The 22,307-nt window shown below is 37.5% G+C and carries 18 protein-coding genes, 1 other RNA gene and 1 other annotated feature; of the genes, 7 read left to right on the top strand and 12 right to left on the bottom strand.

Annotated features, from left to right (window positions below):
• Nucleotides 1–2: 2 nt before the first annotated feature.
• Nucleotides 3–1,505 carry an ABC transporter permease gene (locus AC4PG0_RS01020; protein WP_270908293.1) on the bottom strand — a complete coding sequence of 501 codons (1,503 nt, stop codon included), beginning with the start codon at nucleotides 1,503–1,505 and terminating at the stop codon, nucleotides 3–5.
• Between the two features lie 167 nt (nucleotides 1,506–1,672).
• Here AC4PG0_RS01020 and pieR point away from each other — a divergent pair, with 167 nt between their 5' ends.
• Nucleotides 1,673–2,359, top strand: a complete 687-nt coding sequence (pieR, locus tag AC4PG0_RS01015; RefSeq protein ID WP_003762357.1) for a two component system response regulator PieR — start codon at nucleotides 1,673–1,675, stop codon at nucleotides 2,357–2,359.
• Nucleotides 2,356–3,795 carry a two component system sensor histidine kinase PieS gene (pieS, locus tag AC4PG0_RS01010; RefSeq protein WP_050511683.1) on the top strand — a complete coding sequence of 480 codons (1,440 nt, stop codon included), beginning with the start codon at nucleotides 2,356–2,358 and terminating at the stop codon, nucleotides 3,793–3,795. The genes pieR and pieS overlap by 4 nt, the downstream gene beginning before the upstream one ends.
• A 29-nt stretch (nucleotides 3,796–3,824) precedes the next feature.
• Here the strand turns inward: pieS and recD2 are convergent, their stop codons facing one another.
• The 7 genes from recD2 to AC4PG0_RS00975 all read right to left on the bottom strand — a co-directional run bounded on the left by recD2 (nucleotide 3,825) and on the right by AC4PG0_RS00975 (nucleotide 11,733).
• Complete coding sequence (gene recD2, locus AC4PG0_RS01005; protein WP_492167685.1) at nucleotides 3,825–6,221, bottom strand: SF1B family DNA helicase RecD2; 2,397 nt, start codon at nucleotides 6,219–6,221, stop codon at nucleotides 3,825–3,827.
• Between the two features lie 25 nt (nucleotides 6,222–6,246).
• Nucleotides 6,247–6,885 (bottom strand): tetratricopeptide repeat protein, encoded by a 639-nt coding sequence (locus AC4PG0_RS01000; protein WP_010991587.1) that lies wholly within the window; start codon nucleotides 6,883–6,885, stop codon nucleotides 6,247–6,249.
• 43 nt (nucleotides 6,886–6,928) lie between these two features.
• Nucleotides 6,929–7,669 (bottom strand): alpha/beta hydrolase, encoded by a 741-nt coding sequence (locus tag AC4PG0_RS00995; protein WP_003766975.1) that lies wholly within the window; start codon nucleotides 7,667–7,669, stop codon nucleotides 6,929–6,931.
• A 117-nt stretch (nucleotides 7,670–7,786) separates the two neighbouring features.
• Nucleotides 7,787–8,902 (bottom strand): tRNA 2-thiouridine(34) synthase MnmA, encoded by a 1,116-nt coding sequence (gene mnmA / locus AC4PG0_RS00990; protein WP_003762367.1) that lies wholly within the window; start codon nucleotides 8,900–8,902, stop codon nucleotides 7,787–7,789.
• Nucleotides 8,903–8,920: 18 nt separating this feature from the next.
• Nucleotides 8,921–10,069, bottom strand: a complete 1,149-nt coding sequence (locus AC4PG0_RS00985; protein ID WP_003762369.1) for a cysteine desulfurase family protein — start codon at nucleotides 10,067–10,069, stop codon at nucleotides 8,921–8,923.
• A gap of 114 nt (nucleotides 10,070–10,183) precedes the next feature.
• A non-coding RNA gene (ssrS, locus tag AC4PG0_RS00980) (6S RNA) lies at nucleotides 10,184–10,379 on the bottom strand.
• A 70-nt stretch (nucleotides 10,380–10,449) separates the two neighbouring features.
• Nucleotides 10,450–11,733, bottom strand: a complete 1,284-nt coding sequence (locus AC4PG0_RS00975; RefSeq protein ID WP_003771920.1) for a replication-associated recombination protein A — start codon at nucleotides 11,731–11,733, stop codon at nucleotides 10,450–10,452.
• 149 nt (nucleotides 11,734–11,882) lie between these two features.
• Between AC4PG0_RS00975 and cymR the strand changes: the two genes are divergently transcribed.
• From cymR to AC4PG0_RS00955, 4 genes are all read left to right on the top strand, one after another.
• Nucleotides 11,883–12,305, top strand: a complete 423-nt coding sequence (gene cymR / locus AC4PG0_RS00970) for a cysteine metabolism transcriptional regulator CymR (RefSeq protein WP_003732594.1) — start codon at nucleotides 11,883–11,885, stop codon at nucleotides 12,303–12,305.
• A 244-nt stretch (nucleotides 12,306–12,549) separates the two neighbouring features.
• Nucleotides 12,550–13,755 carry an ammonium transporter gene (locus tag AC4PG0_RS00965; protein ID WP_003771923.1) on the top strand — a complete coding sequence of 402 codons (1,206 nt, stop codon included), beginning with the start codon at nucleotides 12,550–12,552 and terminating at the stop codon, nucleotides 13,753–13,755.
• A 13-nt stretch (nucleotides 13,756–13,768) separates the two neighbouring features.
• Entirely contained in the window at nucleotides 13,769–14,134 is a 366-nt protein-coding gene (locus tag AC4PG0_RS00960) for a P-II family nitrogen regulator (protein ID WP_003766988.1), read from the top strand.
• Nucleotides 14,135–14,283: 149 nt separating this feature from the next.
• Nucleotides 14,284–14,664: a hypothetical protein gene (locus AC4PG0_RS00955; protein ID WP_112119884.1), complete on the top strand. Its 381-nt coding sequence runs from the start codon at nucleotides 14,284–14,286 to the stop codon at nucleotides 14,662–14,664.
• Between the two features lie 36 nt (nucleotides 14,665–14,700).
• Here AC4PG0_RS00955 and aspS read toward each other — a convergent pair whose 3' ends face one another.
• Entirely contained in the window at nucleotides 14,701–16,476 is a 1,776-nt protein-coding gene (gene aspS, locus AC4PG0_RS00950) for an aspartate--tRNA ligase (RefSeq protein WP_492167684.1), read from the bottom strand.
• Nucleotide 16,477: 1 nt separating this feature from the next.
• Nucleotides 16,478–17,755 (bottom strand): histidine--tRNA ligase, encoded by a 1,278-nt coding sequence (gene hisS, locus AC4PG0_RS00945; protein ID WP_033838177.1) that lies wholly within the window; start codon nucleotides 17,753–17,755, stop codon nucleotides 16,478–16,480.
• Nucleotides 17,756–17,809: 54 nt separating this feature from the next.
• Nucleotides 17,810–18,037 (bottom strand) — a binding site (T-box leader).
• A 159-nt stretch (nucleotides 18,038–18,196) separates the two neighbouring features.
• Between hisS and AC4PG0_RS00940 the strand changes: the two genes are divergently transcribed.
• On the top strand, nucleotides 18,197–19,480 hold the full coding sequence (locus AC4PG0_RS00940) for an N-acetylmuramoyl-L-alanine amidase family protein (RefSeq protein WP_003771931.1): 1,284 nt from the start codon (nucleotides 18,197–18,199) through the stop codon (nucleotides 19,478–19,480).
• A 48-nt stretch (nucleotides 19,481–19,528) separates the two neighbouring features.
• Here AC4PG0_RS00940 and dtd read toward each other — a convergent pair whose 3' ends face one another.
• Entirely contained in the window at nucleotides 19,529–19,981 is a 453-nt protein-coding gene (gene dtd, locus AC4PG0_RS00935) for a D-aminoacyl-tRNA deacylase (protein WP_033533003.1), read from the bottom strand.
• 15 nt (nucleotides 19,982–19,996) lie between these two features.
• Nucleotides 19,997–22,213, bottom strand: a complete 2,217-nt coding sequence (locus AC4PG0_RS00930; protein ID WP_003762388.1) for a RelA/SpoT family protein — start codon at nucleotides 22,211–22,213, stop codon at nucleotides 19,997–19,999.
• Between the last annotated feature and the right edge of the window lie 94 nt (nucleotides 22,214–22,307).

Here is a 22,307-nt window from a genome sequence, read left to right as displayed (position 1 = left end):
ACCTACTCCTGTTTAGTTAGAATTGTTTTTGGATTCATACGAAGAACAAGTGCTGCTGGTAAAAGAACGGATATAAAGGCGATTCCTATACCAATTCCACCCATTTTAAGCATATCTTCTAAAGTTACTTGGATGTTGAGTTCTTTAATTTGTTCTGTATTTTTCGTTAAGTTACTAACACTTCCCGCAAATCCACCTGGACCTCCTGGACCACCGCCACCTAGGCCGCGATTTTCTGAAGTAGTTGATTCACTTGTAGTAGATGAATTTTGCTGTGCTAGTAATTGGTTTCCAGCTAATTGAGCTACATAATGACTACTTGCAGCTGCTAAACCAAAGGAAACGAGCGCTACTATTAAAATTTCTACAAAGAACTGAGCGATTAATTTACCACGTTTTTCTCCAATAGCTAATAGCACACCCATTTCGTATTTACGATCACGTACTTGCATCATTACAAGTAAGCCTAGGATTAAGGCTCCCGCAATACTAACTATATAAACTACATTTTTAGAAAACGAAGCTACACTATTAATCGGCCCAATCATTTGTTGATAAAGTGTATCGTTGGCATCTAATTTAAATGTGTCCCAGTCAATGCCATCAACTTTTTTCGCTTCTTTCTCAAAAGCAGAAATATTAGCCGCATCATCCATTGTGTAAACGGCGGAGTCTACTGTGTCTTTATAATCAGAACCTTTAATAGTATTGGCTACTGTATAAGGAACGTATACTTTGTTATAAGGGTTTAGGAAGGAGAAGTTTTGCGCCATATCACTTCCTGAATCTGTTGTTTTATAAATACCAACAATTTTTAGTGTTACTTTTGTATTTCCATCACTTGAAGTAACGGTAAAAGAGTCGCCAACTTTCCAGTCATTTTGTTCTGCTAAGTTTTCTTCTACCATTGCAACATTTTTATCTTTATCATTAGCTGTAATTGCTACACCACTTGTTAATTTACTTGTTCCTGCATCAAAATCGGTACTTGTTGCGGAATCAAGTAGACCGCTAATACTTAAGTCTGCATCTACCATTTGCGGACCGCCATTTCCACCGCCTGGACCTCCTGTTTGATTAGAACTCGAGGAATCATCACTGCTAGAGGAAGTGTCTCCTGAAGATTCAATAGGGTCAAATCCAGACGCTAATGCTTGCGTACTTGAATAGTAATTGTAATTTTTCACATGATCTAATGATGCTAATTCGTTCGCATCGCTTACATCAATTGGGTTACTTTGAAATTTTGGTTTTGAGTCTGTCGAACTGCTATCACTATTTGCAGCCTCTTCTTTCATTGCAGCCATTTGCTTTTCTTGGTCAACAGTTAATGTTACTGTACCTCCTAGCTGTTCCCTCGCTAATTCGCTTGCTTTATCTGCAGCGGATTGAATGGTAAAGCCTGATAAAATAAGCACACACACTACTGTGAAAATAATTAGTTGTAAAACAGATCTACCTTTTCTTGCTTTCATGCTGAGCCATGCTCTCTTAAAAAAATTCATGTAATTTCCTCCATTTCTGTTTCTACCCCACTAAGATTACTGGGCAGTTATGAAGAAAGTATGAACAAACTATGATGCATATTTTAAACTTTCGCGAAAAAAATAATTTGGCTTGATTATTGGGTCTAATTAGTCTAGTTTTAATGTAAGAGGAGTGAATACAAAATATGAAACTACTTATGATAGAAGATAATGTCAGCGTTTGTGAAATGATAGAAATGTTCTTTATGAAAGAAGAAATTGATGCTACGTTTGTGCATGATGGCAAACTTGGTTATGAAACATTTTTTAAGGATGATTTTGATATTGCAATTATTGATTTAATGCTGCCAAATATGGACGGAATGACAATTTGCCGTAAAATCCGTGAAGTTAGTGATGTTCCGATTATTATTTTAACGGCAAAAGAGTCTGAATCTGATCAAGTGCTTGGTCTTGAAATGGGCGCTGATGATTATGTTACGAAACCATTTAGCCCACTTACATTAATGGCGCGTATCAAAGCTGTTACTCGTCGAAAAAACAATCATACGACGACTGAAAATGATGAAGACATTCTAGAAACAACTTATTTTAAAATTAGTAAGCGCACCCGGGAAATTTTTTATCAAGGTGAGCTGCTTGATGCCTTGACTCCGAAAGAATTTGATTTGCTTTACTTTCTAATGCAACATCCGCGTCAAGTTTTTTCAAGAGAACAGTTACTCGAGCAAGTCTGGGGTTATCAATTTTACGGGGATGAGCGTACAGTGGATGTTCATATCAAACGTTTACGCCAAAAAATCGCAACAGACACGAAGCCATTTTTACACACTGTTTGGGGTGTAGGCTATAAATTTGATGAAACGGAATGAAGCGAATGAAATTTAAATATGCCTACCAACTTTTTTTCACACAATTTATCATTTTACTTATTGCTTGTATTATGATTGGCGTGCTTGTTTCTCACTCACTAAAAGACTATTTTTATCAAAGCCAAGTAGATGATTTAACTAGTTATGGTGAAACGATTTCGATGGACATTCGCCACTCGCCGCAAGATGCAACCATTCAAGTTCTTAATACGTATCAGCGCATTTTGGATGTAAAGAAAATCCATTACACCATCAAAAATGCAGATGACGAAACGATTTACCCTACTCAGCTCAATCAACCATTACCAAAAGATTTTTCAATTTCAAAAGATGATAAGAAAAAATTGAAAAGTGGTGAAACAGTTAGTAAAAAAATCGACAATCGTTTTAATCGTGAAATGACTATTGTTTATGTACCTATTATGGATGGCGATAAGTTTGTTGGCTCTATTGTCTTGAATTCTCCAATTAGCGGAACTGAACAAGTGATTGGAACAATTAATCGTTATATGTTCTATACTATTTTACTATCGATAACGATTGCGCTTATTTTGAGTGCTATTCTGTCCAAACTACAAGTCAATCGGATTAATAAATTGCGTTCAGCAACAAAAGATGTGATTCAAGGCAATTATAAGGCGCGGCTAAAAGAGAATAATTTTGATGAAATTGGCGCACTTGCCATTGATTTCAACAAAATGACGGAAACGCTTGAAACATCTCAAGAAGAAATTGAACGACAAGAAAAACGTCGGCGCCAGTTTATCGCGGATGTTTCCCATGAAATGCGCACCCCACTCACAACAATTAGTGGCTTAACAGAAGGTCTAGTAAACGATATTATTCCAAAAAGTGAAACAGATCGCTGTATTGCTTTAATAGACACAGAAGCAAAACGATTAACAAAATTGGTTAATGAAAACCTTGATTATGAAAAAATACGCAGCAATAAAATCAAACTACAAAAAACTCGCTTTAATGGTCGTGAATTTTTAGAGCTAATTAAAGAACAACTAGATTATGTAGCCGCTGAAAAAGGCAATAAGATTACAGTCGATATTGATAAAGATATGTATATTTACGCTGATTATGACCGTTTAACTCAAGTATTTATTAATATTGTTAAAAATGGTGTCCAGTTTACTGAAAATGGTCTGATTACCTTAACTGGGACTCAAGATTATAAGGAATCTGTATTAACTATTACGGATACTGGCATCGGCATGAACACAGAAGAACTAGAACAGATTTGGGAACGATTTTATAAAGCAGATATGTCCCGCACGAATACAGCTTTCGGGGAATCTGGAATTGGTCTTTCTATCGTGAAACAGTTAATTGAATACCATGATGGAACCATTAGCGTTACTAGCGAGCCAAATAAAGGCACGACATTTACGATTCGTTTACCGTTTTTCCAAGATAATGAGCAATAAAAAAACACCCACTTGCGAGTGGGTGTTTTTCATCCTGCCATAAATTGTTCTGGAGTAATTCCTTCCATCCCAATCATTGGATCAATCTCCATAATGTTTTCGGCAGTTAATATTCGTTTATTTGTCATTTGTTCGAGCATCACATCTTCACTCATTAAACGTTCCGATAGAGTGGTATTTCGCTTATTTTCATCTACACGTTCTACACCCATTCGGAAAGCTTCTTCTTCTCCGCAAAGAATTAGGAATTGTTTACTTCTTGTAACGCCAGTATATAACAAATCTCTCCTTAACATCCGGTAATAACTACGCACAATTGGCATAATAACAATCGGAAACTCACTACCCTGCGCTTTATGAATCGAACAACAATAAGCATGGGTCAATTGATTAAATTCTTGCCGATAATAAGAAACCTCCGTTTGGTCAAATTGAACGACAATTAAATCTTGTTTCTCGGTATTTTCTTTGGCATAAATAATGGATACGATTTCGCCAATGTCACCGTTAAAGACATTTTTTTCCGGTTGATTGATTAGTTGCAACACTTTGTCGTGAACCCGGTATTTGATTTCGCCAAATTGTACTTCTTTTCGTCGACCAGTATCGTTTGGATTAAAGATTTCTTGTAGTTTTTTATTTAATATATCAATCCCGGCTGGGCCACGATACATTGGAGCCAACACTTGAATATCCTTTGCACGAAAACCTTTATTTTTAGCATTTTTAACGACTTGTTCCACAACATCGCCAATTTGGTTTACTGTACAATGGAAAAATGATCGATCTGCACTATTTTTCGCAAAATCAGCTGGCAGCATTCCTTCTTTGATATAATGAGCCATTTCAATAATCGAGGAACCATCTTTTTGCCGATAAATATCTGAAAGTGCAACCGTTGGAATTTGCTCTGATTGTAGAATATCTTTTAAAACTTGACCTGGTCCAACAGAAGGAAGCTGGTCTTGGTCGCCAACGAGCACTACTTGCATATGAGCAGGTAAAGCGCGGAATAATTGATTCGCAAGCCAAATATCCACCATTGACATTTCATCCACAATTAACAAACGTCCATCAATTAATCGTTCTGAATCGTCATCCATCTGTTCTTGGCCATTCATTCCAAGTAACCGGTGAATCGTCATTGCAGGAAGGCCAGTGGATTCAGACATTCGTTTAGCTGCACGACCTGTTGGAGCTGCGAGTAACACTGGAAAAGTCGCACCATCTTTATAGGCATGTGGATCAAGACTAACACCATTTAACTCGGCATATAATTCTACAATTCCTTTAATAACAGTCGTTTTCCCTGTTCCTGGTCCTCCAGTAAGAACGAGCATCGGTGACATTAAAGCTTGTTCTAATGCCGCACGTTGAGATTCCCCGTAATGCACGCCAATGCGCTCTTCAAGTTCCCCAAGCGCTAATAAAAACTCCGATTGCGGAAATTGTTCTTGATACTCTGTTTGCTTTAACATTCGTTTTACATGGTAAGCAAAACCGCTTTCTGAATAATAAAGTGACGGCATATAGACGCGCGTGTTTTCGGTAATTATTTTTTGTTCTTCTGCAAGTTTTTCTATTTGTTGCAGTAAAATTGCCTGATCAATCCTAATGCCTTCACTTTCTTCTAGCAGATAAGTTACTTCCCCGAGCAAAACCTCTTGTTCCATATAGACATGACCTTGCTGCATACAAACGGAATCTAGCATAAATAAAATTCCTGCTCTAAGTCGTTCTGGATGGTTTCCGCCAAGTCCAAGCTTACGTCCAAGCTCATCAGCACGCTGGAAACCAATTCCTTTAACATCTTCAATTAATTTATAAGGATTATTTTCTAGCACTTCGATCGCATTTTGTTTATATACCTGAAAAATTTTCATGGATAATTGCGGGCCAAAGCCATATTCATTTAAACCAACCATCACATGCTCTAAACCTTGATTTTCTCTAAGGGAAGCAAGCAAACTTTCCGCTGTTCCAGAAGGCAGTTTAGGAACAGTATTTAGTAAACTTGGGTCAGATAGTATTTTCGTAATCGCGTCATCACCAATTGTATCGACAATGTTTTCCGCTGTTACTTTACCAATCCCTTTGAAAAGTTCCCCTGAAAGATAGTTAATCAAGCCAGCGCGAGATTGAGGCATTTCTTTTCGAAACCGGTCCGCTTTAAATTGCTGACCAAATTTAGCATGTTCCTGCATTTTTCCGTAAAAAGTATACACTTCTTGTTCATGAAGTGCTGGGAAAAAACCAGTTACAATAATATCCTTTTCATCCCAAATCGCATTCGTCTCTTTTACTAGAATTCTTACCACAGAAAAGAGGTTTTCGGCATTATAAAAAATGGTAGACAACATCGTCCCCTTCATGAAAAGTTCTTCTGGGGTATCATTAAATAAGGCGAGAGATTCTTGTTCAGCCATCTTTAGCCGTCTCCTTTCTATATTTTTATTCCGCTTCGTTTTCTAAATCTTGAATAGCATTTAAAGCATTCTCAGCAAGTTCATGCGGTATTCCAGTTGCAAGCGCGCGTTCAAAGTAATTTTTTGCAAGTACAATGTCGCCTTGCCATGCCAGATAAGCAGCTCCGATATTATAAAGTGCATCTGGATCTTCTTGTTTAATAAGAAGTACTCTTTCAAGCATATTAATCGCATCTTCGTAAAATCCGCTGCGAGCAAGAACGATACCATATTGAAATAACGCTTCACTATCTTCTGGATTTAATTCGACACTTCTAAGTAAATAAGGCATAGCTAGCGTTAACTCTTCCATTTGAACAAAACTCATTCCTAACATGAAAAATAAATCGCCATTTTCCATTCCTTGTTTTGTTGCATTTTGAAAGCTATCCGCAGCTTCTTGATAACGTTCCAATTCGTAATATAAATTACCTAAGCTATAATAAGCCGCCGGAACCGTGTCATCTAGTTCAAGCGCTCTTTTGAAAAATAATTCTGCGCGTTCAAAATCATCCATTGATAGTAAAACATTACCAAAATTAATATAACCAACTGGATCACTAGGATGTTCTTCAATTACTTCCGTAAATAGTTTAACTGCTTCTTCTAAGTTTCCCTCTTGCATTTGTTTAATTCCTAATTGATTTTTATCCATTTTAAATTCTCCTCTATCTTTCTTGGTTTTTTACAGACGTATTTAACCATGCTATCAGCGCGTTTGAAACTTGATCAGTTTGTTCCGCCTCACTAATAGTAGCTTTCCCGTCGCCATGCTGGGCTCCGTATGACCCGAATTGCGCATGATTTCCACCCTCAATAGATACAAATGTAGTATCTTTAGGCAAGTATTTTTTATTTTTATCATAAGCATCTTTATTTAAAACATCATCTTTTGTCCCAGTTATGGAAAGCGCTGGGAAAGAGGCATTTTTCAGCGAACCTTTTTTATCAGGATAACTCGCTAAGAAAAATACGCCTTCGATTTCACTCTCGTTTTCATGTGCAAATCGGGAAGACATAACGCCTCCAAGCGAATGACCGCCAATCACAAACTTTTCATCAGGTGCTTCATCAATAATATCAGCCGCACGATTTTTACCAAATACAGCTAAATTAAGAGGCATCTCAGCAATGTATGTTTTATAACCACTCGAAGCTAATTTGTTCGCAAGTGGCGCATAGCTCAGTGCATCCACAAAAGCTCCTGGATACAAAATAACGCTGATCCCTGCATCCGACTTTCGCGGAGTAAAAACAAGTATATCATTTTCCTCAAGCACATCAACCGTTTTTGTTGAGTTTGCAGCTTCTTCAGCTACATTTGATGGCTCAGAATTAAAATAAAAATATCCCCAAATTAGAAGACAAAATAAAACTATTACACTCCCGAAAATCGCTAACTTTTTCATAAAGGACCTCTTTTCCTTGTATCGTTTAATATTTTACCATAAAATCGCCTTAAAATAACTCATTTAAACAGGAAAAAACCGGAGTCTCGTAGAAAACAAGATTCTCCGGTTCTAATTTTAACCAACATAGTTTAACTTTGCGCCTTTTTTCCAAACGGTATCAATAGTTCCCCCGCCTAAGCAAATGTCGCCATCATAGAAAACAACTGCTTGACCAGGAGTAATTGCACGCACTGGATCCGCAAAAACTACTTCTGCTGTGCCATCTTCACGCAAGTTTACAGTTACTTTTGTATCTGTTTGACGATAACGGAATTTTGCTGTGCAAACAAAAGTTTTTGGTTTTTCTGAATTGGTAGTAAAGGAAATATCTGTGGCAATTAACGAATCTGAGTACAAGGAATCATGATGGAAACCTTGTTCTACAAATAAAACATTATTTTTTAAATCTTTACCAACAACAAACCAAGGTTCACCGTCTCCACCGATTCCTAGACCATGGCGTTGACCAATTGTGTAATACATTAAGCCATCATGTTTACCAAGCACTTCACCGTCCAAAGTTCTCATATCACCAGGTTGTGCCGGAAGATATTCACTTAAAAATTGTTTGAAGTTTCTTTCACCAATAAAACAAATCCCCGTGCTATCTTTTTTGTTGGCAGTAGCAAGTCCAGCTTTTGTCGCAATTTCACGCACTTCTGTTTTTTCCATACCACCTAGCGGAAACATTACTTTTTTCAATTGATCTTGGGAAAGTTGATTTAAAAAATAGGTTTGGTCTTTATTATTATCGACTCCACGAAGTAATTCGATTTCGTCGCCTACTTTTTTTACTTGTGCATAGTGACCTGTAGCCACATAGTCTGCACCAAGACTTTCTGCATGTTCCAAAAACGCCTTAAATTTAATTTCTTTATTACACATAACATCTGGGTTTGGCGTACGGCCCAGTTTATATTCATCTAAGAAATAGGTAAATACTTTATCCCAATATTCTTTTTCGAAATTCACTGCATAATACGGGATTCCAATTTGGTTTGCTACTCGAATGACATCATCATAGTCTTCCGTCGCTGTACAAACACCAAATTCATCTGTATCGTCCCAATTTTTCATGAAAATACCAATGACATCATAACCTTGTTCTTTTAATATATGAGCAGTGACTGATGAATCTACTCCGCCTGACATGCCGACAACTACACGAATGTCACTATTATTTGTACTCAAAGCTAGCTCCTCACCTTCTTAATTTTTCATTAAACGCGCCACGACTTCACTAACTTTCGTAGCCGCCGCTTCTATTTCTTCCAAATGGTTCCCCAGCCCAAAACTAATCCGAACTGTTTCTTGGATTGCCGGGTGATTTTCTCCAAAAAGAGCTACTAAAACATGAGAAGGATCAACAGTTCCCGCTGTACATGCTGAACCACTAGAAACAGCAATGCCTTCCATATCTAAATTCATTAGTAATTGCTCAATGGAAACTCCTGGGAAACGCACGCTAAAAACATGTGGTAATGTATTCGCTTCTAAACCGTTCACTTCAAAATCTAAGCCCGCTGCACGCCAAATTTCCGCCATGCGCTTTTTAAAGGAAACATACTCCTCATTTTTAAGTTCACGTTCATTTGTCATAATGGTAGAAGCTGCACTAAAACCACAGATTCCTGCTAAGTTTTCAGTCCCAGCGCGACGTTTTCGTTCTTGTTCCCCGCCGTGCATTTGATAAGCAAGACGTGTGCCATTTTTGACGTATAAAAAGCCTACGCCACGTGGTCCATTTATTTTATGAGAAGAAGTAGTTAATAAATCTACTCCAAGTTCTATTACATTTATATTTAATAGCCCGTAAGCTTGTACTGCATCTGTGTGGAAAACGGCTTGATGGTCAAGAAGTACAGCGCCAATTTCTGCAATCGGCTGGATAGTACCAATTTCATTATTACCATACATAATAGAAACAAGAATTGTATCAGGGCGTAAAGCTTTTTGCACGCTCTCACTAGACACTATCCCATGCTCATCTACTGGTAAATAAGTGACTTCAAAACCTTGCGTTTCAAGATATTCACATGTTTTTAAAACAGCATGATGCTCAATCTGTGAGGTGATAATATGTTTTCCATTCTCTTTATGTGCTAAAGCTGTTCCAATAAGAGCCAAGTTATCTCCTTCTGTACCACCGCTAGTGAAAACAATTTCTTTTTCTTCAGCTTGAATACTTTGGGCAATAGTATGACGTGCTTCATCAAGCGCTTTTCTTGCCTCTCGCCCAGCATAATGGATACTGGATGGATTGCCGTACGTATTAGTAATTGCGCCAAGCATTGTTTGGATAACTTCTGGATGAATCGGACTTGTCGCAGCATGGTCTAAGTAAATTCTGTTTTCCATTTTTTATCGCGTCCTTTTTTGGTGACGAATTCCTGTTCGCCGTTAATCGTTTCTTATTGTAACAGCAATACTCCTGTAAAGTAAAGAGGAATAACTCCTATTTACACGCAAAAAAGAAACCCCAATCGTACCGTTTAGGATTCCCTTCCTTTGAACCCGCTCTCAATTAAAGCAGGTGGGTGCTCTGTCTAACGGTTTGCACTTCCTCGTGTGAAGGCATGTGCGCCGCGCCGGAACTCCAAGCTCCCTAGGTATAAAAAATTGTTCGGTTCAAAAATATCAGGAACTATATCGAATACATTAGGGTTTCTTTTCTTAACTTAGAATACCATATGAAAGACGAAATTTCAATGTTAGCGACTTTTCAGTTTGGTAATTTTTTATTCTTTTTTTGCTTTATTTTCATTAATTTTTTGGTACACACCAGCGATTGTTTGTTCGAACTTAGAAGTGAATTTCGGGTCATAATATAATTTATTTTTGAGTCGATCAGGTAAATATTGTTGATCCACCCATGCATTATCGTAATTATGCGGATACTTGTAATCCATTGCTCGACCAAGTTTTTTGGCACCTGAATAATGACCATCACGTAAATGATCGGGCACTTCGCCACTATTTCCCTGGCGAATATCAGCTAATGCCGCGTCAATTGCCATAATAGCAGAATTTGATTTCGGTGAAAGACAAAGTTCAATAACAGCATTTGCAAGCGGAATTCTCGCCTCAGGAAAACCTACTTTTTCTGCGGTTTGAATTGCAGCAAGTGTATGTGCACCGGCTTGTGGATTTGCGAGACCAATATCCTCATAAGCCATAACAAGCATTCTCCTACTAATACTCACTAAATCCCCTGCTTCAATTAAACGCCCCATATAATGGAGTGCTGCATTAACGTCGCTACCACGAACTGATTTTTGGAAAGCACTTAAAACATCGTAATGAGCATCGCCGTCTTTATCATGTGCAAGACTTTTCTTTTGCAAACACTCTTCCGCCACATCAAGAGTAATATGAATAATCCCGTCCTCATTTGGTTCAGAAGAAATAACAGCAAGCTCCAGTGCATTAAGAGCACTACGTACATCACCATTACTCGCCGTGGCAAAATGTTTTTTCGCAAATTCATCTATTTCCACTTCATAATTGCCAAGTCCACGTTCTTTATCAAGAAGAGCTCGGTCCATTGTTATCATAATATCTTCTACCGTTAAAGGTTTTAATTCAAAAATTTGCGTTCTACTTCGAATCGCAGGATTGATCGCGATATAAGGGTTACTTGTCGTTGCGCCAATTAAAATAATCGCTCCACTTTCAAGTAAAGGAAGTAAAAAATCCTGCTTTGCTTTATCTAAACGATGTACTTCATCCAATAGAAGAATAACTGTACCGCTCATTTTCGCCTCGGCTGCTACTACTTCCATATCTTTTTTGTTATTTGTTACTGCATTTAATGTCCGGAAAGCATATTTAGTACTACCAGCAATCGCACTGGCAATCGAGGTTTTTCCAATTCCAGGCGGCCCGTATAATATCATAGAAGATAATTGTTTCGCTTTGACCATCCGATAAATAATTTTATCTTTACCGACTAAATGCGTTTGTCCTACAATTTCATCAAGTGCTTTTGGACGCATTCGGTAAGCTAAAGGTTGAATTGCCATATAACCGCTCCTTCTCATTTGCTTGTTTTCTATTATACCATAAGAACACCTGTACGTTCACTCGCTTGTTTCCATTGCCTTCTGACAGTAATTCCGATATAATAGATGCGATATGAGTGTTTTTTGAAATTACTGGAGGTTATATAAAAATGAAAATTACAACAAAAGGCCGTTATGGCTTAACAATAACACTTGAACTTGCGAAAAGAATTGGTGATGGGCCTATCTCTCTTCGCAGTATTGCGCAAGATAAAAATTTATCCGAGCATTACTTAGAACAATTAATCGGACCGCTACGTAATGCAGGAATTGTCAAAAGCATCCGCGGTGCACACGGTGGATATGTATTAAACGGCGACCCTGAAAAAATTACTGCTGGTGACATTATTCGTACACTAGAAGGTCCCATTGTACTCGTTGAAAGTATGGAAGATGAAGAAGCTGCCCAGAGAGAACTTTGGACTCGAATGCGCAATGCTGTCCGCGACGTGTTAGATCAAACCACCCTTGCTGACTTACTAAAACATTCTACTGATTCTGAACTAACAGATGGTTACATGTTTTATATTTAATGGAAAAAGCCTATTTTTTAATAGGCTTTTTATCTACCATTTTTACGGAAACTAACCTATTCATTTGTCTGATTATTCTGAAATAAATCTAAAAAGCACCCAATTGAAAACGCTGTATGTTAGATAATCTAACCAAAATGATTGAATTGATAAAATATTCTTGCCTTTATTTGAATATAGTGTATTATAAACGCATAAATAAAATATTACATGTTAGTTTATCTAACAAAAAGGAGAGTTGAGTATGGAATCAGTATTTATGTTCTTTTGTACTTTATTGGTTTGGTTGATGACACCAGGGATTGCATTATTTTATGGCGGTATGGTTCGCCGCAAAAACGTGTTAAGTACAGCAATGTATAGTTTTAGCTCTATGGCAATTATTTCTATTCTTTGGGTGATTGTTGGCTACTCGTTAGCTTTTGCACCTGGAAATGGCTTTATCGGCAGTTTCGACTGGACTTTCCTTCATAATGTCGGTTTTGCGGCAAATGACACTTACTCAGATGCAATTCCACACATTCTGTTTATGATGTTCCAAATGACTTTCGCTATTTTAACAGTAGCTATCATTTCTGGGGCATTTGCTGAACGTATGAACTTCTCTGCTTACTTGATTTTTATTATTTTATGGTCGTTACTAGTATATTCCCCTGTTGCACACTGGGTTTGGGGCGACGGTGGTTGGTTACGCGAGCTAGGAGCACTTGATTTCGCTGGTGGAAATGTTGTTCATATCAGTTCAGGTGTAACGGGTCTTGTCTTAGCTATAATGATTGGCCGCAGAAAAGAAGCTGATTCTGCTTCACCTCATAACCTCCCGCTTGCTCTTATTGGTGGGATTCTAGTCTGGTTTGGTTGGTATGGGTTTAATGTCGGTAGCGCCCTCACGATTGATAATGTAGCGATGACTGCATTTGTTAATACGAATACAGCGGCTGCAGCTGGAATTATTGGCTGGGGATTGGTTGAATGGTTAATCAATAAAAAACCGACTATGCTTGGAACAATTTCTGGCGCTATCGCTGGTTTAGTGTCCATTACACCTGCTGCCGGTTTCGTTACAGTACCTAGCTCTTTGATTATCGGCTTTCTTGGCGGAGCACTTTGCTTCTGGGCAGTATTCTGGTTGAAAGGAAAAGTGAAATATGACGATGCGCTTGACGCGTTTGGCTTACACGGAATTGGTGGAATTTGGGGCGGCATCGCTACTGGACTTTTTGCCACAACGAAGGTAAATGAAGCTGGAGCAGATGGTCTCTTTTACGGTAATGCTTCCTTAGTTGTAAAACAATTAATCGCAATTGGCTCCACTGTCGCATATGTTGCAGTAGTCACAGCTCTAATTGTCGTAGTAATCAAACTATTTTTACCAATTCGCGTAAACGAAGAACAAGAATACAAAGGACTTGATTTGACGCTACACGGCGAAAAAGCATATCAAGAATAAGGGGGCTTACAATATGTCAGGATTAACTAAAATCGAAATTATTACACGTCCAAACCGCTTCCATTTATTTCAAAAAGAACTTGCAAAAATTGGCGTAAGTGGACTAACTGTTACAAAAGCACTTGGGACTGGCTTAGAAAAAGGATTTATTGAATTATACCGCGGTACTAAAAAAGAAAGTAATGTTCACGAACGAATGAAAATTGAAATTGTTGTTTCTACTGTTCCGGTTGAAGATGTCCTTCGCGTCGTTAAAGAAACTCTTCGAACTGGCGAACCTGGTGATGGAAAAGTATTTATTTATCCCCTTGCCGAGGTCGTTAAAATCAGCACAGGTGAAACCGGCATCGATGCTTTACAAGATAAACCAGCAAAATGAATAGTTAAAATGGTGAATTAATTAAAAATGGGGTCTCTATTCTAAAAAATCAATGAGAAATGGCGTTTACCCCTTCCGCTTCTTAGCTTTTACACTTATAATGGAAAAGGAAGAACGTTTAGAACAGATAAGGAGGCGCGAAATTCCCTATGCGTAAAATCCCCATTTTCACCCTTCTAGCAGCCATACTACTTTTTGGCGGTTATTACCTTTATCAACATGCTTCGTCAAAAGTAGATGTTACATTTAACTTTGTGGTGGATCAAAAAGATAAAAATAATACCGTCACCGGCAAAATTGATGGTGCTGGAAACAAATCAATTACTTTACCGCTTTCTAAGGAAAGTTGGGATACAGTAGAAAAAGGGAATCGCTACAATGTGGAAGCCACTTTTTATAATAAAAATAAAATCAGCTCCAGTGAAGCGAAGGAACTTAACGGCCCATTTTGGTCCAATGATTCCAATCAAGGATTATTAGTTAATAAAGTGCACGTCGAAAATATTCAAGAATTAAGTGATGATTTTTAAAAAAAGAAACTGAGCGCGGTCGCTCAGCTTCTTTTTTTAGTTAGTTTCTTTTTTCACTGTTTCTAGTTTTAGTTCTGCTAATTGTGCTGCACTAACTTCACCTGGTGCATTTGTTAGTGGATCTACTGCACTTCCTGTTTTAGGGAATGCGATAGTGTCGCGCAAGTTATTTCTTCCAGCCAGAATCATTACAATACGGTCTAAACCAAGTGCAATTCCTCCGTGTGGCGGTGTTCCATATTCTAAAGCCTCCATTAGGAAACCAAATTGCTCTTTCGCTGACTCGTCTGTGAAACCAAGCGCGCGGAACATCGATTCTTGTACTTCTTTTTTGTAAATACGAAGCGAACCACCGCCAATTTCATAACCATTTAAAACTATATCATATGCTTCTGCCATTACTTTGGAAGAATCTGTTTCAAGAAGTGGAATATCTTCTTCTTTTGGTAAAGTGAATGGATGATGAGCAGATACATAACGCCCTGCTTCTTCATCATACTCAAAGAGCGGCCAATCTGTTACCCAAAGGAAAGCAAGTTCATCTTCATTAATTAAATCTAAGTCTTTCCCTAGCTTGTTACGAAGCGCTCCAAGTGAGGCTGCAACTATATCCGCTTTATCTGCTGCAAATAGCAATAAATCACCATCTTCAGCTTGGAGTGCTGCTTGTAATTCTGCTGCTTTATCTTCCGGGAAGAATTTAGCAATTGGTCCTTTTAATTCACCAGCTTCTACTTTCAGCCAAGCTAGCCCTTTAGCCCCGTAATTAGCAACAAAAATGCCTAGTGCATCTAAATCTTTACGAGAAAAATTAGTTGCAGCAGCTTTTGCATTAATCGCTTTTACTTCGCCACCGTTTTCAATAGCTGATTGGAATACTTTAAAATCAACATCTTTTACAACTTCTGAAACGTTTTGTAATTCTAAACCGAAACGAATATCTGGTTTATCGCTACCAAAACGGTCCATTGCTTCTTTATAAGTCATACGTGGGAATGGTTTTTCGATAGTAATGTTTTTCGCTTCTTTAACAACATCCACCAACATGTCTTCTGTAATCGCTTGAATCTCTTCTTTTGTTAAAAAGCTTGTTTCTAAATCGATTTGTGTGAATTCCGGTTGACGGTCACCGCGCAAATCTTCATCACGGAAACAACGTACGATTTGATAATATTTATCAAAACCGGCAGTCATTAATAACTGTTTCAAAATTTGTGGAGATTGTGGTAGCGCATAGAAATTACCTGGATAGACCCGGCTTGGTACTAGATAATCACGCGCTCCTTCTGGTGTACTTTTTGTTAAGTAAGGTGTTTCAATATCAAAGAAACCAAGTGCATCTAGTTTGTTTCGGAAAGTTCTTGTTACCGTGTGGCGCATTTTGAAAATATTGTTCATTTCTGGACGACGCAAGTCTAAGTAGCGATATTTTAAGCGAAGTTCATCAGAAACATTTACGCCGTCTTCAATGTAAAATGGCGGTGTTTTGGAAGTATTTAAAATAGTAATTTCTTCTGCTAAAACTTCTACTTTACCTGTTGCTAACTTATCGTTAATTGCTTTTTCCCCGCGAGCATGAACTTTTCCTTTGATAGTAACAACAAATTCATTTCTAACGCTATCTGCAATTTCCAATGCTTCTTTTGAAAATTCAGGATTGAAAACCACTTGGACAATTCCTTCACGGTCGCGCAAATCAATGAAAATAAGTCCACCTAAGTCGCGACGCTTTTGCACCCAACCATGAAGGATAACACTTTGGCCAATATGTGTTTCGTTTAATTCACCGCAGTAACTTGTACGTTTTTCCATTTTATTTCTCCTCCTTGGTATTTGTTAGTTTTTCGATAATAGTTGTTTCTGAAACAGCTTCTTGTTCGCCTGTTTCCATATTTTTTAATTGATAATTACCTGTTTGTAACTCTTCTTCACCTAGAATTACGGTATATATTGCTTTTTTTCTATTAGCATCTTTTAATTGTGCTTTTAATTTTCGTTTTAAATAGTCTTTTTCTGCGCTAATTCCATTTTGTCTTAATTTATTTACAAGTGTCACTGCTTTTAATTCAGCTTCTGGCTGTGCAGTAATTACATATACTTCTAACGGTTTTGTTTCTGGAATATTGATTTCGGCTTTTTCTAAGGCAAGTAAAATTCGCTCTACTCCAATTCCAAATCCAATCCCTGGTGTGTCAGGACCACCGAATTCTTTTACTAAACCGTGATACCTACCACCACCGCAAAGTGTTGTTTTCGCTCCAAATCCTTCTTCCACACTCATAATTTCAAATGTTGTATGATTATAATAATCTAAACCGCGAACCATTGTTGGATCAATTTCAAACGGAATTTCTAATGCAGTTAGGTATTTTTTAACATTTTCAAAATAAGCAACTGATTCTTCATTTAAAAAATCCAAAATAGATGGTGCTGATTGAATAAGCGGATTATCATGATCTTTTTTACAATCTAAAATGCGCAGTGGATTTTTGTGTAGACGCACCTGACATTCTGCACAAAATTCATCAATATGTGGTTCAAAATGTGCAACTAGTGCTTCTCGGTGTTTTAAACGACTTTCTTTATCACCAAGACTGTTAATGACTAGTTTAATATTAGTTAAACCAATTTTCCTGAAAAACTCCATTGCAAGCGAGATAACTTCTACATCAATGGAAGGATCATCACTACCAAGTGCTTCGATTCCCATTTGAGTAAATTGGCGTTGTCTTCCGCCTTGTGGACGTTCATAGCGGAACATTGGCTCATTGTAGTACATTTTAATAGGTTGGCTAACTTCGCCGTATAATTTATGTTCGACAAAAGCGCGCACGACCGAAGCAGTTCCCTCTGGTCTTAATGTAAGACTTCTGCCACCTTTATCTAGAAAAGTATACATTTCTTTAGATACGATGTCTGTTGAATCACCCACGCCTCGTTCAAATAACTCAGTGTGTTCAAAAATAGGCGTCCTAATTTCTTCGTATTGATAGTTTTCACAAACTTTTTTAAATGCTGATTCTAAAAAATGCCATTTACTAACTTCTTCTGGCAAAATATCTCGTGTCCCTCTTGGTAATTGCAAATCCATCACCATACCCCTCCTTAAAAATATAAAGAAAAACCCCCGTCACTTGTTATAAAAACAAGGGACGAGAGTTTATTTACACCCGTGGTACCACCCTAATTAGAACTATTAATAAGTCCTCACTTAAGTCAGTTAACGCCTGAATACGTTCTTGTTTACTGTTTTCAACAAGAAACCTCGAGAGTGTCTTTTCGGAAAATATGACTATCTTTATCCTTTCAGCCAAATGGGATAAATTCTCTGTATAGCATGGATTTTCTTACTTTTCTCTGTCGCTAGTTTTAAATATGAATTATTCTAAGATTACTAAAAACACACTGAAAAGTCAACATTTTGTCAGTTTTTTTATAAAAATCCACTTTCTAGTTCCATGAAAGCGCATTTTATGGTAACATTTTACTGTCAGATAAAAGTTTATGAGTATATGGGTGGTGTTAGCTTTAAATGAAGAACAAATTCATTTTTATCACCGTTGTCTCCATTTTATTGATTGCAGCAGGTATTTTTACAACCATAGCAATGGCGAACGCGAATTCCGTTGTCGTCAAAGCAGAAGTCTTAAATGTCCGCAGCGGTCCTGGTTTAGCCTATGATGTAACAAGCCAAGCCAGAAAAAATGAAGTACTCCGGGTAGTTGGTGAAGAAAATCAATGGTACAAAGTTCAATTAGATAACGGAAATAGCGGCTGGGTTGCTAGCTGGTTAGTAGAAAATACAGATGTCAGCGCAGCAAGTAACAGTATTGCTATTGTCTCTTCTGATGGTGGACTCAATGTACGTGAAAAACCTAGTACTTCAAGCACATCACTTGGATTACTAAATAACGGTGATCAAGTAACCGTTACAAGCCAACAAAATGGTTGGGCGCAAATTCAGTATAACGGTAAAAGCGCATGGGTTAGTTCTCAGTACTTAACTATACGTGAATCCGTAACAAAAGTAGATGAAAGCGAACTTCAAACAGTAACGATTCGCGATGACTCCACAAACATAAGAAATAAACCAGGACGAGATGGCGCTGTTATTGAAAAAGCCAATTCTGGTCAAGGTTTCGCTATTCAAGGAGTTCAAGGTGACTGGTATAAAATTCGTACTACAAGCGGTGAAGAAGGTTATGTTGCTAACTGGGTAGTTGATGTGTCCGACAAAGGCCAAACTTCCAGCCCACGAAGTAAAACAACTAAATTATCCGAAGCGACCATTGTTATTGACCCCGGTCATGGCGGCAATGATCCAGGAGCAAAAGGCGCTAATGGTACTATAGAAAAAGAAATGACTTTAAAAACAGCTAAAAAACTGAAAGAAAAATTAGAATCAAGAGGCGCTAAAGTAATTTTAACGAGAAATAGTGATAAATATGTTTCCTTAAAATCTCGGACTAATGTAGCGGCAGAAAATAAAGCAGACGTCTTTATTAGTATTCATTTTGATAGCTTAGAAGATAGTAGCAAAGGTGTTAGCGGACAAACTACTTATTATTATGATAATAGTGATAAATCGCTCGCTGAAAGTATTAATACTACGCTCGGAAATGATCTCCCTACTACTAATCGCGGCTCAAGAGTTGGCGATTATTATGTAGTAAGAGAAAATTCTCAACCAGCTGTACTTCTAGAACTTGGTTACTTGAGTTCTGCAAAAGACGAACGAAACATTAATTCGGCATCTTATAGAAGCCAAATTGCTGATTCAGTAACTGATGGATTATCAAATTATTTTTCTAACTAAAAAAAGCAATCATTCCAGTGATGAAATATCACTAGAATGATTGCTTTTTTATTTTCGCATTTCTTCAGAGTCGAGCATAATAGTAACTGGGCCATTATTGACAATTTTCACGTCCATAAATGCACCAAACACACCAGTTTCAACTATAAATCCTGCATCGGAAAGTTTGTTATTAAATAAATTGTACAACCCTTCCGCCTTTTCTCCTGGAGCAGATTTTGTAAAGCTTGGGCGTTTGCCTCTACTAACATCCGCATATAAGGTGAATTGTGAAACGCTGAGAATCGCTCCACCGCGTTCAGCTAAAGAAATATTCATTTTCTCTGATTCATCCTCAAAAACTCGTAACCCAATAATTTTTTTTGCCATGTATTCTACTGTTTCTTCATTATCACTATGAGTAAACCCAACTAATAGACATAGACCTCCAGCAATTTCACTAATAATTTCCCCTTCGACACGGACGGAAGCTTCATAACATCTTTGTAGTAGCACACGCACTTCTTTTCCACTCCTTTAATTCATTAATCTTCTAACTGTATAAACATCTGGAATTTGTTTTATCTTATCCACAACTCGCTGTAAGTGATTAATATTATGAATTTGTAGTGTGACAACGAGGGTTGCCATTTTATTATTGTCTACTTTGGCATTGACTCCATTAATATTGGACGTCAAGCTATTAATAACTTGAAGAATATCATTTAGCAAGCCGTTACGATTATAACCATAAATTTCAATATCAACATTATAGTCATTTTTTGCTTGCGAATCTGTATCTTCCCAGTCTACTTCTATTAAACGTTCTGGTTCAATCGCTTGGACATTCGGGCAATCTTGGCGGTGGATGGAAATACCACGCCCTTTTGTAATATAGCCTACAATATCATCACCAGGCACTGGATTACAGCATCTAGAAAGACGAATTAATAAGTTTCCTACCCCTTGAACTACGACGCCGGCATTATGTTTAATCTTCAGCTTCTCGTTATTAGCATCTGAATTAGACGGTTTATTTTCTGCTTGTGTTAATAGTTTTTCCGTTTCAGCTTCAAGTTCACGCTCTTTCCGCAGTTTCTCTGTTAAGCGATTAGCAACTTGTAAAGCAGTAATACCATTATAACCAACCGCTGCAAAAAGATCATCTTCATGAGAAAAGTTCAACTTATCAGCTAACTTGCGAAGATTTTCAGTCACCATGATTTTTTTCGGTTCAAATCCAAGCTGTCGAATTTCTTTTTCAACTAAATCGCGGCCTTTTTCAACATTTTCTTCTTTTGCTTGTCGTTTGAAAAATTGCTTGATTTTGTTGCGGGCTTGTGAAGTTTGAACTAATTTTAACCAGTCACGGCTTGGTCCATAAGAATGTTTGGATGTTAAAATATCAATAATATCGCCTGTTTTTAATTTATAATCTAGTGTGACAATTTTTCCGTTGATTTTTGCACCGATTGTTTTGTTTCCAATTTCGGTATGGACACGATAAGCAAAATCAAGTGGAACTGAGCCATTTGGTAATTCGTATACATCTCCTTTTGGTGTGAAGACATAAACAACATCAGAAAATAAATCGAGTTTTAAGCTTTCCATGAACTCTTCAGCATTATCCGACTCATTTTGATATTCTAAAATTTCGCGGAACCAAGTAAGCTTGTTATCAAAAGAAGTTTTTGAATTTACTACTTTGCCTTCTTTATATGCCCAGTGAGCAGCGACCCCATATTCAGCGATTTGGTGCATTTCATGGGTTCTGATTTGCACTTCGAGTGGTTCGCCCTGTGGTCCAATAACCGTCGTATGAATGGATTGATACATATTAGATTTTGGCATTGCAATATAGTCTTTAAAACGACCTGGCATCGGTTTCCAGCGCGTATGAATAATCCCAAGCACAGCATAACAATCTTTAATACTACTAACAACAATACGGACTGCAAGCAAATCATAAATTTCGTTAAATTGCTTATTTTGCTCCGACATTTTCCGGTAAATAGAATAAATATGTTTCGGTCTTCCAGAAATATCAGCTTGAATATTTAATTCGTCCAGGTTTTCATTTACCCCGTCTATAACATCATGCAAATAGCGCTCTCTGGCATCTCTTTTTTGCTTCATTAAATGGACAATACGGTAATATTGTTGTGGATTTAAATAACGTAACGCGGTATCTTCTAATTCCCATTTAACTCGTGAAATCCCTAAACGATGCGCTAGTGGAGCGAATATTTCTAAGGTTTCATTCGCAATTCTACGTTGCTTCTCGACTGGTAAATGTTTTAAGGTACGCATATTGTGTAATCGATCGGCAAGTTTTATTAAAATGACACGAATATCTTGCGCCATTGCAATAAACATTTTCCGGTGGTTTTCAGCTTGTTGCTCTTCATGCGATTTATATTTAATTTTACCTAGTTTTGTAACGCCATCCACTAGCATGGCAACTTCCTCGCCAAAAACTTCTTCTAAATCAGCTAGTGTAACGGGTGTATCTTCTACGACATCATGTAGAAACCCTGAAGCAACAGTCGATGGATCCATTTTCAGTTCTACTAAAATACCAGCGACTTGAATTGGATGAATAATATACGGCTCACCTGATTTACGAAATTGTTCTTTATGAGAATCGCGCGCAAATTCATACGCTTTTTTTACAAGCGCAAGATGTTCCTGATTCATATAATGAGAAGCCATATCGATGACTTGCTCAGCTGTCAGATTTTGTTCTTTCGCCATTTACATTCACCCTCTTATTTCTTTGTCATATATCCAACTTAAAAACACCCAATAACTGAGTGTTCCTAAAAAGATTCTTGTATAATATTATAGC

This window comes from Listeria sp. MAN/IMW/UF464, assembly GCF_058683955.1.
The sequence above is the reverse complement of the archived record's forward strand: the minus strand, read 5'-3'. Positions and strand labels throughout refer to the sequence as shown.

Bases quoted from the DNA above. Each gene is read 5' to 3' on its own strand.
- AC4PG0_RS00975 (WP_003771920.1), bottom strand. From the start codon at position 11,733: ATGGCAATTCAACCTTTAGCTTACCGAATGCGTCCAAAAGCACTTGAT.
- recD2 (WP_492167685.1), bottom strand. From the start codon at position 6,221: ATGGCTGAACAAGAATCTCTCGCCTTATTTAATGATACCCCAGAAGAA.
- AC4PG0_RS00960 (WP_003766988.1), top strand. From the start codon at position 13,769: ATGTCAGGATTAACTAAAATCGAAATTATTACACGTCCAAACCGCTTC.
- cymR (WP_003732594.1), top strand. From the start codon at position 11,883: ATGAAAATTACAACAAAAGGCCGTTATGGCTTAACAATAACACTTGAA.
- pieR (WP_003762357.1), top strand. From the start codon at position 1,673: ATGAAACTACTTATGATAGAAGATAATGTCAGCGTTTGTGAAATGATA.
- AC4PG0_RS00940 (WP_003771931.1), top strand. From the start codon at position 18,197: ATGAAGAACAAATTCATTTTTATCACCGTTGTCTCCATTTTATTGATT.
- AC4PG0_RS00985 (WP_003762369.1), bottom strand. From the start codon at position 10,069: ATGGAAAACAGAATTTACTTAGACCATGCTGCGACAAGTCCGATTCAT.
- AC4PG0_RS00930 (WP_003762388.1), bottom strand. From the start codon at position 22,213: ATGGCGAAAGAACAAAATCTGACAGCTGAGCAAGTCATCGATATGGCT.
- AC4PG0_RS01020 (WP_270908293.1), bottom strand. From the start codon at position 1,505: ATGAATTTTTTTAAGAGAGCATGGCTCAGCATGAAAGCAAGAAAAGGT.
- AC4PG0_RS00955 (WP_112119884.1), top strand. From the start codon at position 14,284: ATGCGTAAAATCCCCATTTTCACCCTTCTAGCAGCCATACTACTTTTT.
- AC4PG0_RS01000 (WP_010991587.1), bottom strand. From the start codon at position 6,885: ATGCAAGAGGGAAACTTAGAAGAAGCAGTTAAACTATTTACGGAAGTA.
- aspS (WP_492167684.1), bottom strand. From the start codon at position 16,476: ATGGAAAAACGTACAAGTTACTGCGGTGAATTAAACGAAACACATATT.
- AC4PG0_RS00995 (WP_003766975.1), bottom strand. From the start codon at position 7,669: ATGAAAAAGTTAGCGATTTTCGGGAGTGTAATAGTTTTATTTTGTCTT.
- pieS (WP_050511683.1), top strand. From the start codon at position 2,356: ATGAAGCGAATGAAATTTAAATATGCCTACCAACTTTTTTTCACACAA.
- hisS (WP_033838177.1), bottom strand. From the start codon at position 17,755: ATGGATTTGCAATTACCAAGAGGGACACGAGATATTTTGCCAGAAGAA.
- AC4PG0_RS00965 (WP_003771923.1), top strand. From the start codon at position 12,550: ATGGAATCAGTATTTATGTTCTTTTGTACTTTATTGGTTTGGTTGATG.